Origin of the sequence: Curvibacter gracilis ATCC BAA-807 (assembly GCF_000518645.1) — a bacterium.
Taxonomy (GTDB): Bacteria; Pseudomonadota; Gammaproteobacteria; order Burkholderiales; family Burkholderiaceae_C; genus Curvibacter; species Curvibacter gracilis.
The window spans coordinates 176,860-195,998 of the sequence record NZ_JADZ01000016.1; the positions used below are offsets into that span (position 1 = coordinate 176,860).

General features: G+C 63.6%; 13 protein-coding genes. 8 read left to right on the top strand and 5 right to left on the bottom strand.

What is annotated here, in order from left to right; genetic code table 11:
* The first annotated feature begins 809 nt into the window (after positions 1 to 809).
* From tssL to L880_RS0114780, 8 genes are all read left to right on the top strand, one after another.
* Positions 810 to 2,021 carry a type VI secretion system protein TssL, long form gene (gene tssL, locus L880_RS32455; protein WP_425389187.1) on the top strand — a complete coding sequence of 404 codons (1,212 nt, stop codon included), beginning with the start codon at positions 810 to 812 and terminating at the stop codon, positions 2,019 to 2,021.
* A complete protein-coding gene (gene tssM / locus L880_RS0114750) occupies positions 2,018 to 6,247 on the top strand; it encodes a type VI secretion system membrane subunit TssM (protein WP_027476332.1) in 4,230 nt (1,409 codons plus the stop codon). Before tssL ends, tssM begins: the two co-directional genes overlap by 4 nt.
* Before the next feature lie 14 nt (positions 6,248 to 6,261).
* Positions 6,262 to 7,074 carry a hypothetical protein gene (locus L880_RS35650; RefSeq protein ID WP_157462891.1) on the top strand — a complete coding sequence of 271 codons (813 nt, stop codon included), beginning with the start codon at positions 6,262 to 6,264 and terminating at the stop codon, positions 7,072 to 7,074.
* Between the two features lie 12 nt (positions 7,075 to 7,086).
* A complete protein-coding gene (locus L880_RS36810) occupies positions 7,087 to 7,761 on the top strand; it encodes a TagK domain-containing protein (protein ID WP_157462893.1) in 675 nt (224 codons plus the stop codon).
* Between the two features lie 276 nt (positions 7,762 to 8,037).
* Positions 8,038 to 8,655, top strand: a complete 618-nt coding sequence (tssE, locus tag L880_RS0114765; RefSeq protein ID WP_084461321.1) for a type VI secretion system baseplate subunit TssE — start codon at positions 8,038 to 8,040, stop codon at positions 8,653 to 8,655.
* The gene (gene tssF / locus L880_RS0114770; protein ID WP_027476336.1) at positions 8,652 to 10,532 is read left to right on the top strand and encodes a type VI secretion system baseplate subunit TssF; all 1,881 of its coding nucleotides are present in this window, start codon (positions 8,652 to 8,654) and stop codon (positions 10,530 to 10,532) included. The genes tssE and tssF overlap by 4 nt, the downstream gene beginning before the upstream one ends.
* On the top strand, positions 10,529 to 11,701 hold the full coding sequence (gene tssG, locus L880_RS32460; RefSeq protein WP_084461323.1) for a type VI secretion system baseplate subunit TssG: 1,173 nt from the start codon (positions 10,529 to 10,531) through the stop codon (positions 11,699 to 11,701). Before tssF ends, tssG begins: the two co-directional genes overlap by 4 nt.
* On the top strand, positions 11,698 to 12,831 hold the full coding sequence (locus L880_RS0114780; RefSeq protein ID WP_051443319.1) for a type VI secretion system protein TssA: 1,134 nt from the start codon (positions 11,698 to 11,700) through the stop codon (positions 12,829 to 12,831). Before tssG ends, L880_RS0114780 begins: the two co-directional genes overlap by 4 nt.
* A gap of 324 nt (positions 12,832 to 13,155) precedes the next feature.
* Here the strand turns inward: L880_RS0114780 and L880_RS0114785 are convergent, their stop codons facing one another.
* The 5 genes from L880_RS0114785 to L880_RS0114805 form a co-directional block, all read right to left on the bottom strand.
* Positions 13,156 to 13,668, bottom strand: a complete 513-nt coding sequence (locus tag L880_RS0114785) for a beta propeller repeat protein (RefSeq protein ID WP_157462895.1) — start codon at positions 13,666 to 13,668, stop codon at positions 13,156 to 13,158.
* 517 nt (positions 13,669 to 14,185) lie between these two features.
* Positions 14,186 to 15,286 carry a hypothetical protein gene (locus tag L880_RS0114790; RefSeq protein ID WP_027476339.1) on the bottom strand — a complete coding sequence of 367 codons (1,101 nt, stop codon included), beginning with the start codon at positions 15,284 to 15,286 and terminating at the stop codon, positions 14,186 to 14,188.
* A gap of 6 nt (positions 15,287 to 15,292) precedes the next feature.
* Positions 15,293 to 15,649, bottom strand: a complete 357-nt coding sequence (locus L880_RS0114795; protein WP_027476340.1) for a DUF4150 domain-containing protein — start codon at positions 15,647 to 15,649, stop codon at positions 15,293 to 15,295.
* Positions 15,642 to 16,952: a DUF2169 family type VI secretion system accessory protein gene (locus L880_RS32465; RefSeq protein WP_051443320.1), complete on the bottom strand. Its 1,311-nt coding sequence runs from the start codon at positions 16,950 to 16,952 to the stop codon at positions 15,642 to 15,644. The genes L880_RS0114795 and L880_RS32465 overlap by 8 nt, the downstream gene beginning before the upstream one ends.
* A gap of 10 nt (positions 16,953 to 16,962) precedes the next feature.
* The coding region (locus tag L880_RS0114805) for a type VI secretion system Vgr family protein (protein WP_342669175.1) at positions 16,963 to 19,139 on the bottom strand (2,177 nt) is incomplete at its 5' end.

The following is a 19,139-nucleotide window of genomic DNA, read 5'->3' on the forward strand; positions in this document are numbered from 1 at the left end:
TCAATGCCAGCGAGCCGGATTGGATCACCCTGACATAAGTCGTCAACGCCAACGCGGTCCATTCAAATATCACATTTGAATACCTCAGGCCAATGCCAGCGCTTTGCATTCCAAAGGCCAAGCTGTCAGGCCCATATCTGGGTCAAACAATTGCTGAAGTGCACGGGGCCTGCGTCCGATTGCAACCCGGGTTGGAATAGCCAATCCAATCAAAGCCAAGGCCTTCATCAAAACATGCTGTTCACAAATGACAGGCAACGCTGATTTCAGACATTGGGCGGGGAGCTGGCACCTATAGGTAGGTCCCTCAGACCTTCATCACGACACCCTGATACCTGGGCATTTTTCGAACAATGGGATTCGAGAAAACAAAAAATACATATTGCACCTTAAAAAATCATCAAATGAGGCATTGCCACCAATGGGGAAGAACTGAGCACTACCACGGCACCCTCATGAAATATTGAATCTGCGACAAATATAGAACAAGCGCCCCATGAAACGACAGCAAATTACCATTGATTTCCTATCTTGCAATAAAAATCATCACCCACCCGCTATCGCCTCTAATATGTTCAATGCCCGAAATATCAATTATGACCAGCGGCATTAAATGGGCGATAAGCCGCCAGACGTCGTATTTTTCCGGACGGAAAGAATGGCAAACCCAATAAACAGAACACAACGGCGACATGACTGACTCAACAGCACACAGGCAGGGCCAGTCCACACTCGAACCTGAAATCACCCACACACAAAACACCAGCGGAGGTCACACCTTCACAGGCTGGGGGGCCGCCGACACCTCGCTGAGCGATGTTCCGGATCCGGCCAGGAGCCAGCCCGCCCCCACAGACACCACTCAACGACTGGGTGCCGTTCTGACCGCCCGGAATCCGCTGCTGGCAGCTGCAGCCCCGCTGCTCAGGGCTTTGTCAGAGATGCCGGCGCGGCTCCCTGATGGCGGGCTGACGCAGCTTCGCCAGTTGCTTGAGATCGAAATCCGCACCTTCTCACGTCTGTGCGAGCAAGCCAACCTGCGACGCGACCACATGCTGGCGGCTCGATACGCGTTGTGCACGGCACTTGACGAAGCAGCCAGCCTGCAGCCCTGGGGGGGTGGCACCGATACCAGCACAGGCCCCTGGTCACGCCAAGCCCTGTTGCAGACCTTCCACCAGGAAGGTCAAGGGGGACAGAAGGTCTTCTTGCTCATCGGCCGCTTGGCTGCCAACCCCCAAGAGCATCTTCGAGTTCTGGAGGTGATGCTTCATGTCCTGGGCCTGGGCTTCGAAGGCCACTACCGCACCCAGTCCGATGGCCACCGAATGGTGGAAACCATACGCAACCGCTTGCATGCCTTGATCACGGAGGCCCGAGAGACACTGCCTCGTGCGCTTTCACCCCATTGGCAAGCCCCCGATGGCCGAACGCTACGCCCTTTGCGCGGCGTGCCGATCTGGATGACCGCATCTGCCCTGCTGCTGATGCTCGCGGGCCTGTTCGGCTGGGAAAAATACCAACTCCTTGGCGAAATGGAAGGGGTCGAAAGACACATCCGAGGCATCGGAAAGGCCATGCGCCCCCCCGCCCAACTGCGTCTGCGCGAACTGCTGGCCTCCGACATCGCCGCGGGCAAGGTGGGTGTCGACGAAACCGACCTGCGCAGCCTGGTGACCTTCCGAGGAGACGACATGTTTGCGCCAGGGCAGGCCGACGTGAGTTCGCAAAGCCTGGCGATGATTTCAAAGGTCGCTGCGGGCATCAACGAAGTGGCCGGCCGCGTCACCGTCATCGGCCACACCGACAACCAACCCATTGCCACACCGACCTTCCCGGACAACCAGCGCCTGGCCGAGGAACGCGCCAAGGCAGTCGCCGGGATCCTTCAGCGACAACAGGTCGATCCAGAACGTATACGGGTCCTTGGTGCAGGAGACCGGCAGCCCGTCGCCGACAACGCAACAGCCGCGGGCCGTGCTCGCAACCGACGCGTCGAGATTGTGGTGGACCCCCAATGAAATCATTCTTCGCCGGTGCGTTTCGCGCCCTGTTTTCACGCTACACATTGGCCGTGCTGGCACTGGTCATCGGCTGTCTCGGCATCTGGCTTCTCGGCCCCTTGCTGGCCTTCGGCGGCCTTCATCCCCTGCAAAGCCTTGAACTGAGGGTGACGTTCACGCTGCTGTTGTTGTGCTGGTTGCTCTGCCTTTTGGCCCATGGACCCTTTTTGCTGCTGGGGGTGATCAGCCTGGCGGTCCTCATCTGGCATGCGGGCCCATTGCTCTCATTCGGGGCTCAAATGCCCTTGTCCTCTGCCTGGGTACGAGCAGGCCTGATCGGCTCGCTGCTTCTGGTCTATCTTCTTCACGGCCTGTCCCGGCTCTACCAGGCCTTGGTAGCGGGCGACGGCTCGTTGCTGCGCTGGCTTCAACGCAAAGAGTCGAAGACGTCGACCCCCACCCAGCAAGAAGTCCTCGCGTTGGATCTCTGCGTGCAACAGGGCATCGAACAACTGCGCCGCATGCGTCATCCATCAGGCACAGGGATCTCACGGCTCTACCGGCGCCTGTTTGAACGCCAGCGCCACCTCTACGATCTTCCCTGGTTCCTGGTGGTCGGTCCGTCGGCCTCCGGCAAGACCTCTGCTGTCCTCAACTCTGGTTGCCGCTTTCCCCTGGCCGAGCAGATGAGCGACGCGGTCCGGACCTTGAGACATATCAGCCCGACCGCATCCAGTCAATGGTGGTTCAGCAACGAAGCCGTGCTGATCGACACTGCGGCCCGGCTTTGCCCGACGCCATCGACGCCCCCCAATACTCCCATCCCGCCCCTGCCATCGGCAGGCACTGACGCCGACGCCACGCCACAGACTTCGGCCAGCCCTGCACCGACCCAGGACCCGGCGCTCTGGCAAGGCTACCTGGGCATTCTGCGCAAGCACCGCCCCAGGATGCCGATCAATGGAATGATCGTCACGGTGTCTCTGGAATCGCTGCTGCTTGCCTCGGCATCGCAGCGCACCGAGCTGGCGGCTTCGTTGCGCGCCAGATTGGCAGAGGCACGACAAGACCTTGGCATCCGATTTCCGGTGTACCTGCTCTTCACCAAGGCGGACCAATTGACAGGCTTTGCAGAGTACTTCGGTGCACTGACCTCTGAAGGAAGGCGACAGATCTGGGGTACGACACTGCCGTGGCGTGAGGAAACTCGCCCATGGCGCCCGCTGCAGACCGGACGTGCCATGGACGACTCAGACAACGCAGGTGGCCCCAGCCCCTTGGGCCAGAACGTCAAGCTTGAACTGGAAGCCCTGCGCGAACGCCTTGAGAACGGACTCCCGACACGCCTGCAAGAGGAATTCGATCTGCAGCGTCGACAACGCCTGTATGCGCTGCCTCAAGAGTTCAAGGCCCTCGTTCCGATGTTGGTTCAGTTCGTGGAGGACCTCTTCCAGACATCACGCTTTGATGCAACCGAGGACCGGGCGGGCCTGCGTGGCTTGTACTTCAGCAGCGCCCGCCAGGATGGCAAGCAGGTGGCGGCAGACCCCAGCACGCTGATCCGGCAACTGCATCTGCCCGAAGGCTCAGCGGGCGGCACCGACGAAGCTCTGCCGACGCAAAGCGGCGTTAGGCAGGCAGACACGCGGCCCGATTCCAGCGCACAGCACATCACCACCCACCGCAGTTACTTTATCCAGGATGTCCTGGAACAAGTCGTGTTCCGAGAAGGGCATCTGGTCAGACCCAACCTGACATGGGAGTTCCGCCACCGCATCATCAGACTGCTGGGCCATGCCTTGCTGCTCGTGACCGGGCTGTGGTTGGGAGTCGGGTTGCTGCTGAGTTACCGGAACAACCAGGCCTATCTGGCAGACGTGGACAACAAGACCGAGGTATTGGCGGAACAGGTCCATCGCCTGTTCCAGAAGTTCCGGCTGGATGACGTGCCAGGACTCCTGAATCAGGCCGAGAGTCTGGCCAACCACCGGCAGTTGGATCTGCAAGCCCCGCCGCTGAGCTACCAGTACGGTCTGTATGCCGCTCCACCTGTCGTCGTGGCAGCCCGTCAGACCTATGAACACCTTCAAGACCAGATGCTGCTGCCACAGATCGTCCGACGCATCGAAAATGCGCTCTCCCAGGCGGTGGTCGATCGGGACGAAGCGCGCATCTTCTCTGCCCTGAGGGTCTATCTGATGCTGTACGACAGCAACCACTTCCGAGCCGACGAGGTGAGGGCCTGGGTTCTGGCTGACTGGCAAGACCATGATGGCATCAACACGATGGAAGCCAGAACGGCTCTGAACCACCATCTGACAAGCTTGTTCGATGGGCAGCGCGTGGTGCACTCACCGCTGCGAAAGAACGAAGCCCTCATCCAACGTGCGCGCGATCAACTGGACGGCAGCAACACCAGCGCGCGTCTTTACGAGCGGATCAAAAGCGATCTCGCAGCAGAAGCGCCGCCCGATTTCACCCTGCCCAGGGTGGTGGGCCCTCAGGCCGGCATGATCTTCGTGCGTCGCTCTGGTGTGCCATTGGAGCGTGGCGTCCCAGGGCTGTACACCTACAAGGGCTACCACGAAGTCCTTGCCCGCAAGCTGCCAGCGCTGGTCGGAAAGCTGGCCCAGGAGGACGCATGGGTCATGGGAAGCCCCGGTCCGGTGCGCCCTCAAGCCGCCGCAGGCCTGGTGGGACAGGTTTCCGCGCTCCACGCTGCACAAGTCGTTTCCCCTCTGGTCGAAGACGTTCGCCGACAGTACCTCAGTGACTATGCGCAGCACTGGCGCGACTTTCTCGAAGACATTGCGCCCGTCACGGGCGGAACACTTTCCTTTGACCTCGAAGTCCTGCGTCAACTGGCGGCGCCCTACTCGCCGCTGGCTCGACTGGCCCGGGCCGCCGTTCAGGAGACCACGCTCACGCGCCCCCTCGATCTCTCATCCGACACAGAGAAAAGCTACCTCGACAGAGCCGCAGAGCAACTGGACAAGCAGGCGGAACAGTTGAAGAAGAACTTCGGGCTGCGACCCCAAGCCAAGCTGGAAAGGCAGTTGGTCGATGGTCAGTTCGCTGCATTGCGTGAAGTCGTCACCGGACAGGCAGACACCGCCTCCCCAACACGAGAAGCGGTCTGGCCGGCTTCCGGTGCCATGGCCGGCAACCCGACCGGCAAGCCGGCATTGGACTCCATCGCCGGGCTAATCAATGAGCTGTACACCAGCCTGGCCGTGGCCGAAACGGCGCTGGCGGCCAATACCCTGCCGCCCGGACTGATGGACCCTGGCGCGCGCATGCGAACCGAAGCGGCCCGCCTGCCAGCGCCCTTCAAAGAGATTCTGAAAGACCTGGCGACCGGCAGCTCCGACAAGATTGGGAAAGGGGCCGAAGGACTGCTGCGAGCCCAGGCGCAAAACCACCTGGAACGACTGCTGAACCAGCTGAATCAACAGGTGGTCGAACCTTGCAAGAAGACCATTGAGGGTCGCTATCCGTTTGCACTGCCCCAGCTCAACGATGAGCCTGCCCAGGAAGTCCCAATCGATGACTTCAATGCCCTGTTTGCCGCTGACGGATTGGTCGACGACTACTTCAAAAAGCACCTGGCGCCCTATGTTGACACCAGCCTGCGCCCCTGGCGCTACAAGACGGTGGCCACGCTGCAATGGCCGACAGGAGACAGCGGCGTCTCTTCAACGGCCTCCGCCCCTGGCGGGCCGGCCGGCAATGCGCCGACCTTGAATGGAGAACTGCTCAAGCTTCTGGCGACCCAAGGGCCGAACCCGGAATTCTTTGCCCGGGTCAGCCAGATACGTGATGTCTTCTTTCGAGACGCCGGTGCCAAGAAGATGGCCTGGAAGCTTGATCTGAAAATACAGGAGATCGATCCCAGCATCCTCGAACTGGCCATCCATGTCGATGGACAAGCGCATCGCTATGTCCATGGTCCTATCCAGACCATGCCCTTCACGTGGCCTGGGCCCCAGGGAGGCAGTGCGGCCGAACTGGCAGCCAGCCCCCGCATCCGGCCGGAAACCTCGACCTTGATCACCCGTGGCCCCTGGGCCTTGCTCAAACTGCTGGAGCGCGGTCGACTGGTTGGCAGCGCCAGCAGCGGGAGATCCAGCGTTGAGTACTTGTTCGACGGGCGCCGGGTGGTGCTAGACATCAAAACAGGACGCCTGCCCAACCCGCTGGGCTCCGACCTGCTGCATGGATTTGAATGCCCGGGCCGCGCATGAGACTTCCAGCCAAGATGAACATCCCTGGATGGCACTGGGTAGCTCATGCGTCCGAGCCGTCCATCTGGGGTCACCTGCCCGGAGAAGCCGACCCCGTCGCCCTTGAAACGTTCGCCGGTGAAGCCCGTGCCTGGCAACACTGGTGGATCGATCAAACCCAAGCACGCCAGTGGCCCAGGGGCCAGCAAAGAGCGCGCAAGCCCTCACGCAACGCAAGCCAACTTTGGTTTCATCTGGAGCCCCCAACCCAGGCTCGCGAGCAGGCCTGGGAACCTGTGGCCTTCATCCTGCCGCCAGGTACCTTGCCCATGGCCACAGAACATTTCCTGACGGGTGCCGTGATCTGCTGGGAAGGCCCGCATGGGCAGCGTCAGCCCTTGATCATCTACCAACTCAGCAACCGTCGTTGGCTCGAAAAGCACCTGCAGCCCTTCGGATCGCCGACCTCCAACCCGGTACAAGCATGGCTGTACGCGCTGTGCGCCCTTCTGAGTTGCTACCAGCCTCAGGCCAAGCCGCCCCGAAGTCCCCTGCCGCAAGCAGTCCGGCATCTCTGGCGACTGTTTGCACCGGGATGGGCGCAGTGGTTGGGACAGCCCCAAACCACCCCGTCACTCACGGCAATGCAGACGACGCTCGAGGTCTGCACCGGTTTGGGGGATGCCACCCCTGAGCTGCAACTCCAGGCGCTCTCGGTTGGACTGCCTTGGGAGGATTGGCCTCAATGCCTTTGGAGCACCCCTTCCCGATCCGCCTTCTGGCAGCACGACCTGCAAGGGACCCGTCTCGCCACGGGGACAGGCCTGAACGATTTGTGGCCCCATTGAAACCACCGCACCATGCCTCACCAGCCCCCCTCGGCCGCGCCATCCCTGGACACATTCGAACTGACGGATCTGTGGGCGCCTCCGTCGCCCTCCACACAGAACGACGGGCCCACAATTCATGACAACCTGAGTGCCCCACTCGCCTGGCCTGATCACAACAGCCCAGCGCCAGCCACGGATGTTGCCACGCAGCAAGGCCTCTCAGACCTTGAAAACAACCCGCACACCCCCGCCCACCTTCTTCTGGGCCGTTTGCACCAAGCCTACTGGCAATACATCCGCCAGCCCCATGCGCCACCCGATGCTCAAGACTGGAGCAAGTTGTTGGCAGCGGCACCATCCGACAAAGGCGCGATGGAAGACCTGACCCACCGCGCAGCGAACTATGAGAGCCTGTACACCCTTCTGGGTGACAGAGTGGCCATTGACGACGTGATGGCTGGGCTGGACCCCTTGGGTGCACAAGACTTGCTCCAACCCGATCCGCCGGTATCGGTTCTTCATTTGTTTGCACCCCCCATGACGGCGCCCGATGAAGCCACCCTGCCGACATTGACCTTGCGCGAACACCATGTTGTCACGGCCGACAGTGCATTGCCTCCCCCCGCTTACCCACCTCGCCAACCCGAGGCCAGGCCCACGCCACCGGGCCACTCGATCGGCGCCCCTAACCTGCCCCTGACGTGATCACAACCATCACCCCGTCCACTTCATGCGCCACAGCACCAGGTACTCCATGCACGACCTCCTCCATGCGCGAACGTCCACACGCACCGGCCACGCAGGCCTTGTGCATCTCAAACAGGTGTGGCCTCCATGCCATGGTCGCCCATCCCATGCCACCCGAAGCCCGTCCGCACCCCGGCCTCGGGCTGAACATGGGCGCCAGTCGCCAACACTTGATTGCCTTGTCGGTCTGCAGGCTGCATGCTCACCTCAACAAGCCATCGTTCGGACCCAGCGATGACCCCTGCCTGCCCCCAAGCCGCCGGCTCGCCGGCCCCATCGACCGAAGATCCTGGGCTGTTGCATCCAGCGTCCCGTACCCTGCCCTCACAAGGGGGGGGGGATGGCGCCCGACGCCCTTGGCATCGGCAGTACCTTCCCACCCTGCTGGATCGCCTTTGCGACGATGCCCCCCACCAGCCGAACGAAACCCCACAGCACTACACCGTCACCCGGGCCCAGTTGCGGCACATCGTTCAACGGGACCTGAGTCACCTGCTCAACACCACCCACCGGGAAGACCTGCTGCATCCCCTGCGACACGCCCAAGTGGCCGACTCCGTTCTCAACTACGGCCTGCCCCCCATGGCCGGCAGCTATGTCAGCGGCCAATCCTGGAACGACATTGAGCGCCGAATCCGTCACGCCGTGCTGGCCTTCGAACCCCGACTGCTTCCCGATACCCTGGTCATACGGCCCCTGGGCCAAGCCTTGGCCCAAAACCACTACAACGTGCTGTCATTCGAGATCAGCGCCAGCCTGCATGCCCAACCTTACCCGGTCGAGTTTTGCGTCCAGAGCTCGATCGACCTTGAAACCAGCCACATCCAACTCAGCCTCAAAGCCACCCCATGAACCCTCATCTGCTGGACTACTACAACGAAGAGCTTGTGTACATGAGGGAGATGGCAGGCGAATTCGCCCGCATGCACCCCAAAGTCGCACGACGGCTGGGGATGCAAGGCATCGAGATCGCAGACCCCTATGTCGAGCGGCTGATTGAGTCGTTCTGCTTCCTGTCCGCACGCATGAGGCTGAAGCTTGATGCAGAGTTTCCCCGCTTCACCGAGCGGCTGCTCGAGGTGCTGTACCCCAACTATGTCTGCCCCACCCCTTCGATGGCGGTGGCACAGATGCACCCCAGCAGCACCGAGGGCGACTTCACAAAAGGTTATCGGGTTCCGCGCGGCACCGCGCTTTTCAGCCATGTGCCGGACGGTGAAGTCACCGCCTGCGAGTTCCGCACCGGTCAAGACGTGCAACTCTGGCCTCTGAGCCTTCAGGAAGCCCGGCTCACTGGTGCCCCCCCTGACATCCCGGCGATGGAACGCCACCTGCCGGCCCATGTCCATGTGGCCGGGGCGCTGCGGCTGCGCCTGCGCACCGTGGGCGGCGTGTCCTTTGCCGATCTCAAGGGCCTGGACAGCCTGTGCCTGTATCTCTCGGGCGATGAACAGATCGCCAGCCACCTCTTCGAGCTTCTTCATACCGCTTCGGTCGCCAGCTTCACGGCCGCGCCGGGTCAGTTCGGTGAACACCCGCACGCAGTCACCGAGCAGGCGCTGGTACACCAGGGCCTGGGGCCAGACGAATCGCTGCTGCCGCAGCCCTGGAACAGCCTGCACGGCCACAATCTGCTGCACGAAGGCTTCGCCTGCCCAAGCCGGTTCTACTTCCTCACCCTGCAGCAGCTTGCGCCAGGCCTGGCGCGGGTAGAGGGCCCGGAAGCTGAAATCGTGATTGCGCTCAACCGCTCCCCCGGCAGCCTGAGCGGCCTGGTGGACGCCCGGCAGTTCGCGCTGTTCTGCACCCCGGTGATCAACCTCTTCCCCCGTCGCACCGATCGCCTTGAAATCAATGCGCACGACATCGAGCACCACCTGGTTCCGGATCGGTCTCGCCCGCTGGATTTCGAAGTCCATTCCGTCAGCGCCATTCAGGGCCAGCAGAACGCCACCGCCCAGTCCATCGAGTTCCGGGCGCTGTACCAGACGCTGCATCAAGATGAAGGCAACCACGGCCGCTATTTCTCGCTGCGGCGCGAGCCCCGCCTGCCTTCAGATTCCACGCGGCGGTACGGTACCCGCACGCCCTACATCGGGTCTGAGGTCTTCGTCTCACTCGTTGACCAGCGCGAAGCGCCCTATCCCGAACACCTGCATTACCTCAGCGTACAAGCCCTGCTCACCAACCGCGACCTGCCGCGCCTGATTCCGCGCAACGGCCGCACAGACCTTCGCCCAACCGACTCGATCCCCCTGGCCGGCGTCGGCCTCATCCGGCCGCCTTCCGCCCCTCAACCGGCCTTTGCCAGCGACGGACTCGCCTGGCGCTTGATCAGACAACTCAACTTCAACCACCTTCCTTTGTCCGACATGCCTCATCGAGAAGGGGCACAAGCCCTGCGCGACATGCTGCGCCTGTACGTCCGGGCCGATGACGATGTTGCCAACCGACAGATCGACAGCCTGATTGGCTCCCGCATCCAAGCCGTGACCCGGCGCCTGCCTGGCAGCGGCCCCCTGGTCTATGGCCGCGGCATCGAATGCACCCTGACCCTGGACGAGCAAGGCTTCTCGGGCACCAGCCCCTACCTGTTCGGCCTGCTGCTGGAACACTACCTAGCCCGTCATGTGGCCATCAACACCTTCACAGAAACAGTGCTCCACTCCATGCAGCGGGGCGAGATCGCCCGCTGGCCCGTGCGCATGGGCACCCGAGGTGTGGCATGAACAACGGCCATCGTGGGCCCCTGCAGCCGCCCGCCACCGCGCCCTCAGAAGCCCCCACAGCCACCTCCCGGCCTCGCCAGGGCCTGCCAGACCGTCTGGCCCGAGCGGCACAAGCCCCTTGGCGACACGGCTTTCTTCCATTGATGCGCCTGCTCGCCGCCGAGCACCCTGAGCAGCCCCCCATCGGTCGAAGCCAGCGGCCGCAGCAGGAACCCTTCAGACTCGGTCAGCAAGCCTCGCTGGCTTTCGCCCCCCGGGAGATCGCCGACATCAGCGTCCGCGACGGCCAAGCGGTGATTCGCCTGTTTGGCCTGGGCATGCTGGGCCCCCATGGCCCCTTGCCGCTGCATGTCACGGAAATCGTGCGCGAACGCACCGAGGCGCGCCGCGACGCCACGCTGAGTCACTTTCTCGATCTCTTCCATCACCGCTACCTGACCCTGTTCTACCGGGCCTGGGCCCAGGCCCAAGCCTGTGCCGGCCTGGACCGCCCCCAGGCCGAGACCTTCACGCCCTACATCGCCCGCCTGTGTGGAGACGAAGTCGATGAAGTACCTGAGAGCCCGCTCCCGCCCCACGCACGCTGGTCGTCCGTGGCCCATAGGATTCGCGAGGCCCGCAACCCCGACGGCTTGGTGGCCACCTTGGCCCACTACTTCGGCATCGGCGTGACCCTGCAAGAGTTCCAACTGCACTGGATCCCCATCGAAGCCAAGGACACCTGCCTCATCGGCCTGGCCCGGCACTCCTCGCTGCTTGGCAAGGGCGCCCTGGCCGGAGAAGTCGTGCCTGACCGCCAGCACGGCTTTCGCCTCATCCTCGGACCGCTGGACCTGCGTCAATACCTGCGCTTCACCCCCCAGGGCGCCGATGACGGCAGCGACCTGCCCGCGCTGATTGAATGGGTGCGCGCCTTTGTCGGCTTCGAGTACCTCTGGGAGATCGCGCTGCGGTTGCGCCGTGAAGACGCCCACCCCACCCGACTGGGTGGATCCGCCCGCCTGGGCTGGTCAAGCTGGATGGTCGATCAAGCCCCCACCGCCCCTGCGGCTGACGAGGCGATCCTGGGCATGGTGTTTGAACCCGAACGCAGCTTGATGGGCTCAGCCAACACCCCCCCCCAGCACCCCACCGGGACAGCCAGAACTCACAAGCCCCAAGCATCATGAAACCCGACGCCAGCACCGCCTCCAGCCGCAAGAAGCCATCACCGAGCACAGCCCGGCAGCCCCCGCCCCCCGAATGGAGTCGCCCCATCAGCGAGCGCGAACCTTGTGGCCCCAACCTCGAATACGAGCCCGAATACGCGGCCCTGGCGGCCCGACTGGAGCCGCAAAGCGAAGCCCAATACGGCGACTTCGTCGACCGACCCGCGCCCCCCGACTGGAGTGACGTGGAGCGCCAGTGCCGCCAACTGCTCCAACGCAGCAAAGACTTGAACCTGCTCATCTGGTTGGCCCGTTGCCGCACCCGGCTGGGCGGAGCACCAGGGCTGCTCGAGATCCTCGACATGCTGCAGACCCTGCTTAGAACCTACCCGGACACCTTGCACCCACAGCACCGGATCGAAGGCGAACTCGACCCCGCCGTGCGTGCCAACGCCCTCGCCAGCCTGGCCGACCCGGAGGGGCTGCTGGCCGACCTGCGCCTGGTCACCATCAGCACCCACCATGCCCAGCGCCTGAGCGTGCGTGACGTCGAACGGGCATTCGAACTACCGCGCCACCCCGAGTCCCTGCCGACAGAACAGGTGCGGCAGCAGTTGCAAGACCTGCTGCACCGCCACCACCAGCCCGTGCTGGCCCTGCAGGCCATCGCGATCCATGCGCGCCAGATCGAGCAATGGGCGCAGCAAGACCTGGGAGAGCATGCCCCCGACCTGGGGCCACTCCTGCGGCTGCTGGCTCCATTTGCCGAACTGGCTGCACCCAGCCAGGGCGCCGATGCGAGCGCAAGCTCAACGGTCGGAGCGGACCCGGGCCCGGATGCCCTCCCCCTGGCCAATGAAGCGCCCGCCATGCCTCCATTCAGAGTCGCCAGTGAGCCCGCCCCACCAAGTGCAAGCACCAGGGCCACCGAGACGGACGCCGCTCCCCCTAGCCACCCTCGGGAGACCCTCCGGCAGCAGCTTCGTCAGGCCCGCCACTGGCTGGAAGAACACGAGCCCAGCAGCCCGGTCGCCCTGTTGCTGGCGCAGGCCGAGCGCATGCTGGGCAAACGCTATCTCGAACTCACGCACGCCTTGCCACCCGACCTGGTGGCTCGCTGGACCGAAGACACCGACCCCACAGGCACATAGGACAAGCGCTGGATCTGCGCCCGCCGGCATTCCTGCCCTCTGGCACTGGCCCTGCGTGACCATTTCGATGACGCGTGACGGCATCTTATTGGCCTGCCCAGCTTGGATCGCCCCTGAACTTGCTGTGCGGCAACCCGTTGGGGGCAGCCGCTGTAAACGGTGACCCAAGGACCGATATGGGGCAAGGATGCGCAGTGTTGCGCTTGTCGATCACGCGCAGCGTGTCCACCACCTGCAGCGTACCTTGCAGGGCTTGGCTCACATCTTGTTCGCTCAACTTGGGGGCCAAGGGAGCATAGGGGTTGCTCAGGTCCAAAGGGACCATCACTCGTCGATGCGCTCGTTGTCGGGGTGGTGGATGCGCTCCCAGCGTTGGCCGTCAAAGCGGGCCAGGTCTTTGATGCCGATGCTCCAGAGCACGCCATCGGCATGGTCTACCCGCCAGCCGTCTTGCAGCTCCGGGGTCAGCCCGGTCTGCACTTCTTCGATGCGCTGGCCGTCGTAGACATACAAGCCGTCTTCGTTGCTCAGGTACACCCGATCTTGGTACTTGCTCAGGCACACCCAGGTCTGGTGCTCGTCCACCGTGCTGACGTCGGTGAAGCCCTGGCGTGCATTGCCCTTGAGCACCGTGCCGTTGTAGCCGCAGATCCACACCTCATCGGGCCCGTAGCAGCGCACCCAGGTCAGGTGCTCATCGGTGTTCAGCGTCACACGCTGCCAACGCTTGCCATCAAAGTGCGCCACAAAACCCTGCAACCCCACCACATACACATCGTGCTCGCTGCTGCCGTCCAGGCAGTTGAGCACCGGAGCGGCATTGATCGCCTCCAGCATGGCATCGGCATTTGCGAAACGATCCGGGTCGATGTGTACGTACAGACCCCGGTCCTGGTGCCGCCAGTCATCTCGCCCAAAGCGTCGGTAAACCTGCCCCATGTGGCCACAGGCCCACAACTGCCCGCCTATCTCTCGCAGATGCGTCATCAACCCGCCCAGATTGCCATCCAGCATGCCAGCGCCGGGAATTTGCTCTGGCCGAACTTCACCTGTGCTACCCCGAAAGAAGTAGACCACGCCATGGCAGCTTAGGCAGGCATATCGCATTTTGTCCTTTGGCAAAACGCGATAACCATGAACGGAGACAATGTTGTCAATGAGGTCAAAGCCTCCAAATGGCAGTTCTTGGACAGCGGGTCGATACGCCACCATGCGCGTGTGCAGGATTTGCCGTGGGTCGTAGCCATCCAACTGAGTTGCTATGAATATGAAATCACCCTCAATCGCAACACCATCCAGGAAGTGAGCGCTCAAATCAGTCAATGCGTTCAAAGTCAATCTCCTACTCGGAAAATTAGTCACTCAACCCGCCGATCTTGCCCATCGGCGTCCCCTTCGCTGGCGGGCTTTTGCCGTAGGGGTCGGCGCGCAGCCGGGTGCTTTTCTTCAGGCCATGGCTTCGGTGATACTCCCGCAGCTGACGCCGCAAGTCCTCGGGATCACAGCCTGTGACCACCCCTGCTGAGAAGGCGCCTGCTTTTTCCAGTTCGCCCAGACTGGCTGTGCCCTTAGGTGTGGCCTTGCTCGCACCGAGCTTGGCTTCACGAACGTCCATCAGCGCATGGATCTGCCCGTGCTCGGCCAGATCAGAAAACCAGCGGCTCAGTCGCCCCTTGCCCTTGTAGCTGCTCCGTTTGATCGAGCCGCCTTGTTTACCCGAACTCTTGTTGGCCCCGCCCACGCAAATGACCAAGCCGTTTTCGTAGGTGATGCCCTCGGTCCCAGGGTAGCGACCTCCCCCTGGCTTGCGCGGGATGACAAAGCAGTGGTCGGGCACCACATGGTGCCCGGTCTTGCCATCAGGGCATTTCTTGCGTTTGGGCTGCAAAGTACATCGCCCACGATCACTGCCTTCACTGCGGCCACCATCCTTGCCCTTGCCATCCGAGCTCTTTGACTCTGCCTTTTCCTTGGGTTTTTCCTTGGGCTTTTCCTTGGGCTTGGCCTGAGCCTTCTCTTTCTTCAGCAACTCGTCGACCTTGGCACGTAGCTTGCCCAGTTGCTCTTGCAGTTGCGTGCGTATGGCTGCAGGCAGCCTGGGCAGCACCTTTTGCTCCACTGCCTTGATTGCCTCCAGGTACTTCTCGGCGTTCTTGGCGATCTTGGCCGCCCCAGCCACGTCGCCCACCCCAGGCACAGCAGATGCAGCGCTGGCCAAGGCCCCGACGAAGTCGCCCCGCATCAGGCTGACGGCCGAATTGATCAGGTCGGGCACCACCCCCATGCCGGGCACCATGCCCGCCAGGTCCAGCACCAGTTGCAGCGCGTCGATAGGATCCAGCTCTTGCGCGGTCTCGGCCTTGGCAGGCGGGTTGGCCTCTTGCGCGCGCGACGCACCGGGGCTCACGGGCCCTTGGGCCGGGCCTTGGGTGTTGCCGGGTTTTCTGATGCCCATGGCCGCTCAGCTCGCGTTCATCTCGAACAGATCACCATGGCGCACCAGGTAGCGCTTTTCGGCGCGCACTGTGCTGCTGGCCTGGGCCGGGTAGCATTTGCCACCCACCGTACCGCTTTTGCCGCCTTTGGCCACGCCGGCCTGATCGCCCAGTGTCCTGGGCACTTCGCTGTGGTCAAGCACCAGCAACGGGTGGCCGTTGCTGCGCACACTGTGGGCCACATCGACGCTGGTGCTCAACTGGGCGGTGACCATGTAGGGCACCGGCGGGGTGCTGGAGCCCATGGGGGTTTTGCAGACGTCAGGGGTGGAGCACACCACCAGCCAGCCACGTTGCTGGCGGGCCATCAGGTTCTCAGCCATGGCGGCCTCCGGCCCCGGCCCTGCCGCGCGGGAGACCAGCCTGGGGTGATGTGTACTGGGGCGAAGGCTGCAGGCTGATGAGGGGCTTGCGAGGGTCGGTTTCGAACCGGGCCTCAAGCACACGCACGCCCACGCTTTGCAGCACGGCGGTGCGCCAGACCAGGCGCAGACGCAGCCCTTCCTGGTTGTCGAGCTCGATGAGGTCGATCTGCATGGGGCTGGGCAGCACCAGGCCGTTGTCCAGCCGCATGAGGGTGAGGCCGCGGTGTGCGGGCAGGGTGACGCGCATTCTTCCGCATCCAGGGCGCAGGCCCTCAGTGACCAGGGTCAGGCCCCGTGAGAGGTCCGGAAAGGGGATTTGCTGGTCTTCAGGGGCGCCGTTCCAGTAGGCAAAGTCAAAATCCACGGGCAGCCAGGGGTGGCGCTGCGCGAGCCAGGTGTCGTCGTAGGTGCCGGCCAAGGCCAGGCGCGGTGCCCAGGCCTTGCCGCGCGGGCTATAACCCGCAACAGCCAGGGGGTAGCGCAACTGGGCCATCTGGGCGGCATCCAGGGCACCGGACTGTTTGCTGTGCACCAAGTAACGAAAGTCTTGCCGATCGTCCAGGATCTGCGGGGCGCGCAGGGTGGGTGGCAGGTCTTGGCCTGCGCGGCCCAGGGCGTCAAAGTAGCCTTGCGCCATCCAGCCAGCGCCCAGAGGGTTGCGGTAACAGACCTCGTTCATGACATGGTCGGGCTGCCCTGGCTGCCCGGCCTGGGGATGCGCCACCACGCTGGCGCCACCAAAAGCCAGTTCGTAGCGCAGGGGCACCTCGCTCACCGCGCTCGGGCTGCTCAGGCTGTAGGCCCGGGTGGGGTTGAGCGCCTCTCGCATCCACCCCCCGAAGCCGCCCTGGCGCACCAATTGGCGTGGGCCCGTCACATGCAGCGGCTTATCGATCAGCACGGCTTGGCCCTGCTCCAGCCGCAGCCGCGTGGGCAGCAAGGTCCGGGCCCGATCTGCGTAGATCTTGCCGATCACGGTCACGTCGCAACGCGGTTTGTACGGCACCAGGTCGCTCTCGCGACGAAGGCTGGTGCTGCGGGGGGCGCCCCAGTGTTCGTCCGCGAGGCACAGCGCCAGGGGGTGATCGTCGATCACCTGGGCATCAAAGTGCTGGCTGAGGGGGTGATCGGAGGGGGCTCTCGGGTGGCTCGGCCGCAGTTGATAGCCCACACACAGGGCTACCACATGGTATTCGCGGTCCTGGGTGTCAACGCCCGGGAAGGCTCTGGCATCGAACGGCGTGAGGTTGCGGAACTCCATGGCAGCGCCCTCAGTTCAGATCGATGTCCTTGCCATTGATCTGCACCGGGCCGCTGGCATCAAAAAGGAACTCGGTCCCTTGGAGGGTCACCCGCCCGGCCTGGTCCATCCTCAGCACGCTCTTACCACACCGCAGTTCAATGACTTCGCCCGCCTCCAGCGTGTAGCTTTTGCCGACCTGGGTGCTCTTGCTCATGCCCACCTGCTCGGATTTCTGCAAACCCACGGTGGTGTTCATCAAGCCGCCCACCGTGGTCTGGTAGGCGCCGCCAATGCTCAGCGCCTTGCCCAACCCGATGGTCTCGGCCTTGGCCAAGGTCACCGTCTCGGTCTTCACGCCGCCCACCGTCACGCTGCGGTTGCCTCCGATGTGGATGGTCTCGTTGCGGCCCACGTCTTCGCTGCGGTTGTCTCCGATGCTGATGTGCTCGTCATGGTCCACCCGCTCGCTGCGGTTGTTGTGCACCGTGATGCGCTCGTCGTGCCCCACCGTCTCGGTGCGGTCGTTGCGGATGTGGCTGGTTTCGTCGTGGTCTATGGTCTTGCGCCGGTCGTGGCCCACCCATTTGTCTTCGTCGTGCTCCACCTCGCTCAACTGGTCTTTCTGGGCGTGCAGCCACAGCTGCTCTTGACCCTTCTTGTCTTCAAAGCGCAGCGCGTTGGCGTCCCCCACCCCGTTCTTGAGGCCCGCCCCCGGCGTGCCCCCGGGCGTGGAGCGGCTCAGCAGCCCGCTCATGCTGGCGTTGCCCGGCAGCGCCCAGGGCGGCATGTTCAGCGCGTTGTAGACCCGCCCGGTGATGATGGGGCGGTCGGGGTCGCCGTTTTCGAAGTCGACGATCACCTCTTGCCCGATGCGCGGCGTGGCGATACCCCCAAAGTTGCTGCCTGCCCAGGGCTGCGAGACGCGGATCCAGCAGCTGCTGTGTTCGTCGCGCTGGCCGTAGCGGTCCCAGTGGAACTGCACCTTGACCTGGCCATACTCGTTGGTGTGGATCTCTTGCCCGGGCGGGCCGGTGACGATGGCGGTCTGGGGGCCGGTGGTGAGGGGTTTGGGCTGGGTTTGAGGGCTGCGGAACACGTGCTTGGCCGGCTGCAGTTCAAAGCTGCAGTGGCAGCTGTAGCCCTCTTGCCCTGAGGCGTGGGCGCTTTCCTGGATCTGCAGCGTGGTGCTGAGCACCAGCCAGCGCTGGTTGGCCTTGTCCTGGGGGTGTTTCTGAAGGGTGAAGGTGCGCCCGCACTCGATGCCGCGCAGCTTGCCCGAGCCCTGGGCCCGGTTGCCGGGTGCGCCGGCCTCTTGCATGCGGGTGAGGCTGAGGTTGCGCCCTTCGTCGGGGTCGGCGTAGTCGCCCGGCCAGCGGTACAGCTCTTGCCCGGGGTGGCCGGTGTTGCGCGGCAGGGCGCTGCTTTGCTGCAGCCGCGCCCGCGGGCGGGTGAAGTCGAAGTCGTCGCTCACCCAGCGCCCGCTTTGCAGGCCTTCCTGGGTGCTGAACTGATGGCAGTACTCTTCGGTGAGCTTGGCGCCGTGCCCATAGTAGGCCACGGTGGCGTACGCGCCTTGGCAGGGCGGGTGGGCGCCCGCATCGTCGACCAGAATGAGACGGTGTTTGCCGCCCTCGTGCTGCCAGTGGTAGTACAGCCCCCACTCTTGCCACAACCGGCTCAGAAAGCCCAGGTCGGTCTCGCCGTACTGCACCTGAAACACCCGCCTCGGGTAGCTGTGGGACACGCGCAGCTCCATCGGGTAGGGGTAGTCGGCCAGCACCTGCTGGGTGATGCCGATGACGTCCAGGTCCTGAAAGATGCGGTGGTCGCTGGTGCGCGCGGCCAGGGCCAGCCAGGGCTGCAGGGTCACCTCGTAGAGGCTGCGCCGGTTCTCCGAGCGCAGGTAGCGGGCGCGGGTGACCAGGCCGTTGATCTCGCGCTGGCCGCCCCCGTCCAGCTCAATGCGCACGCCCGCCTCGCGGCCCACCATCTGCTTGTAGGGCAGGTTGGCCGTGACGTGCTCGCTCAGGTCGGGGCTGTCGGGGCTTTGCAGCACGACGCTGTACTCGAACAGCTCGCCCAGCGCTTCGCGCCCGCTCAGGTTATGCACTTCGAAGGCCGGGCTGCCCTTGAGTTCAAGGGCCACGGCAGACCAGTAGGTGACGGTGCGGGGCACGGTGACGATCCTCCCTGAAGGCGCTGTTG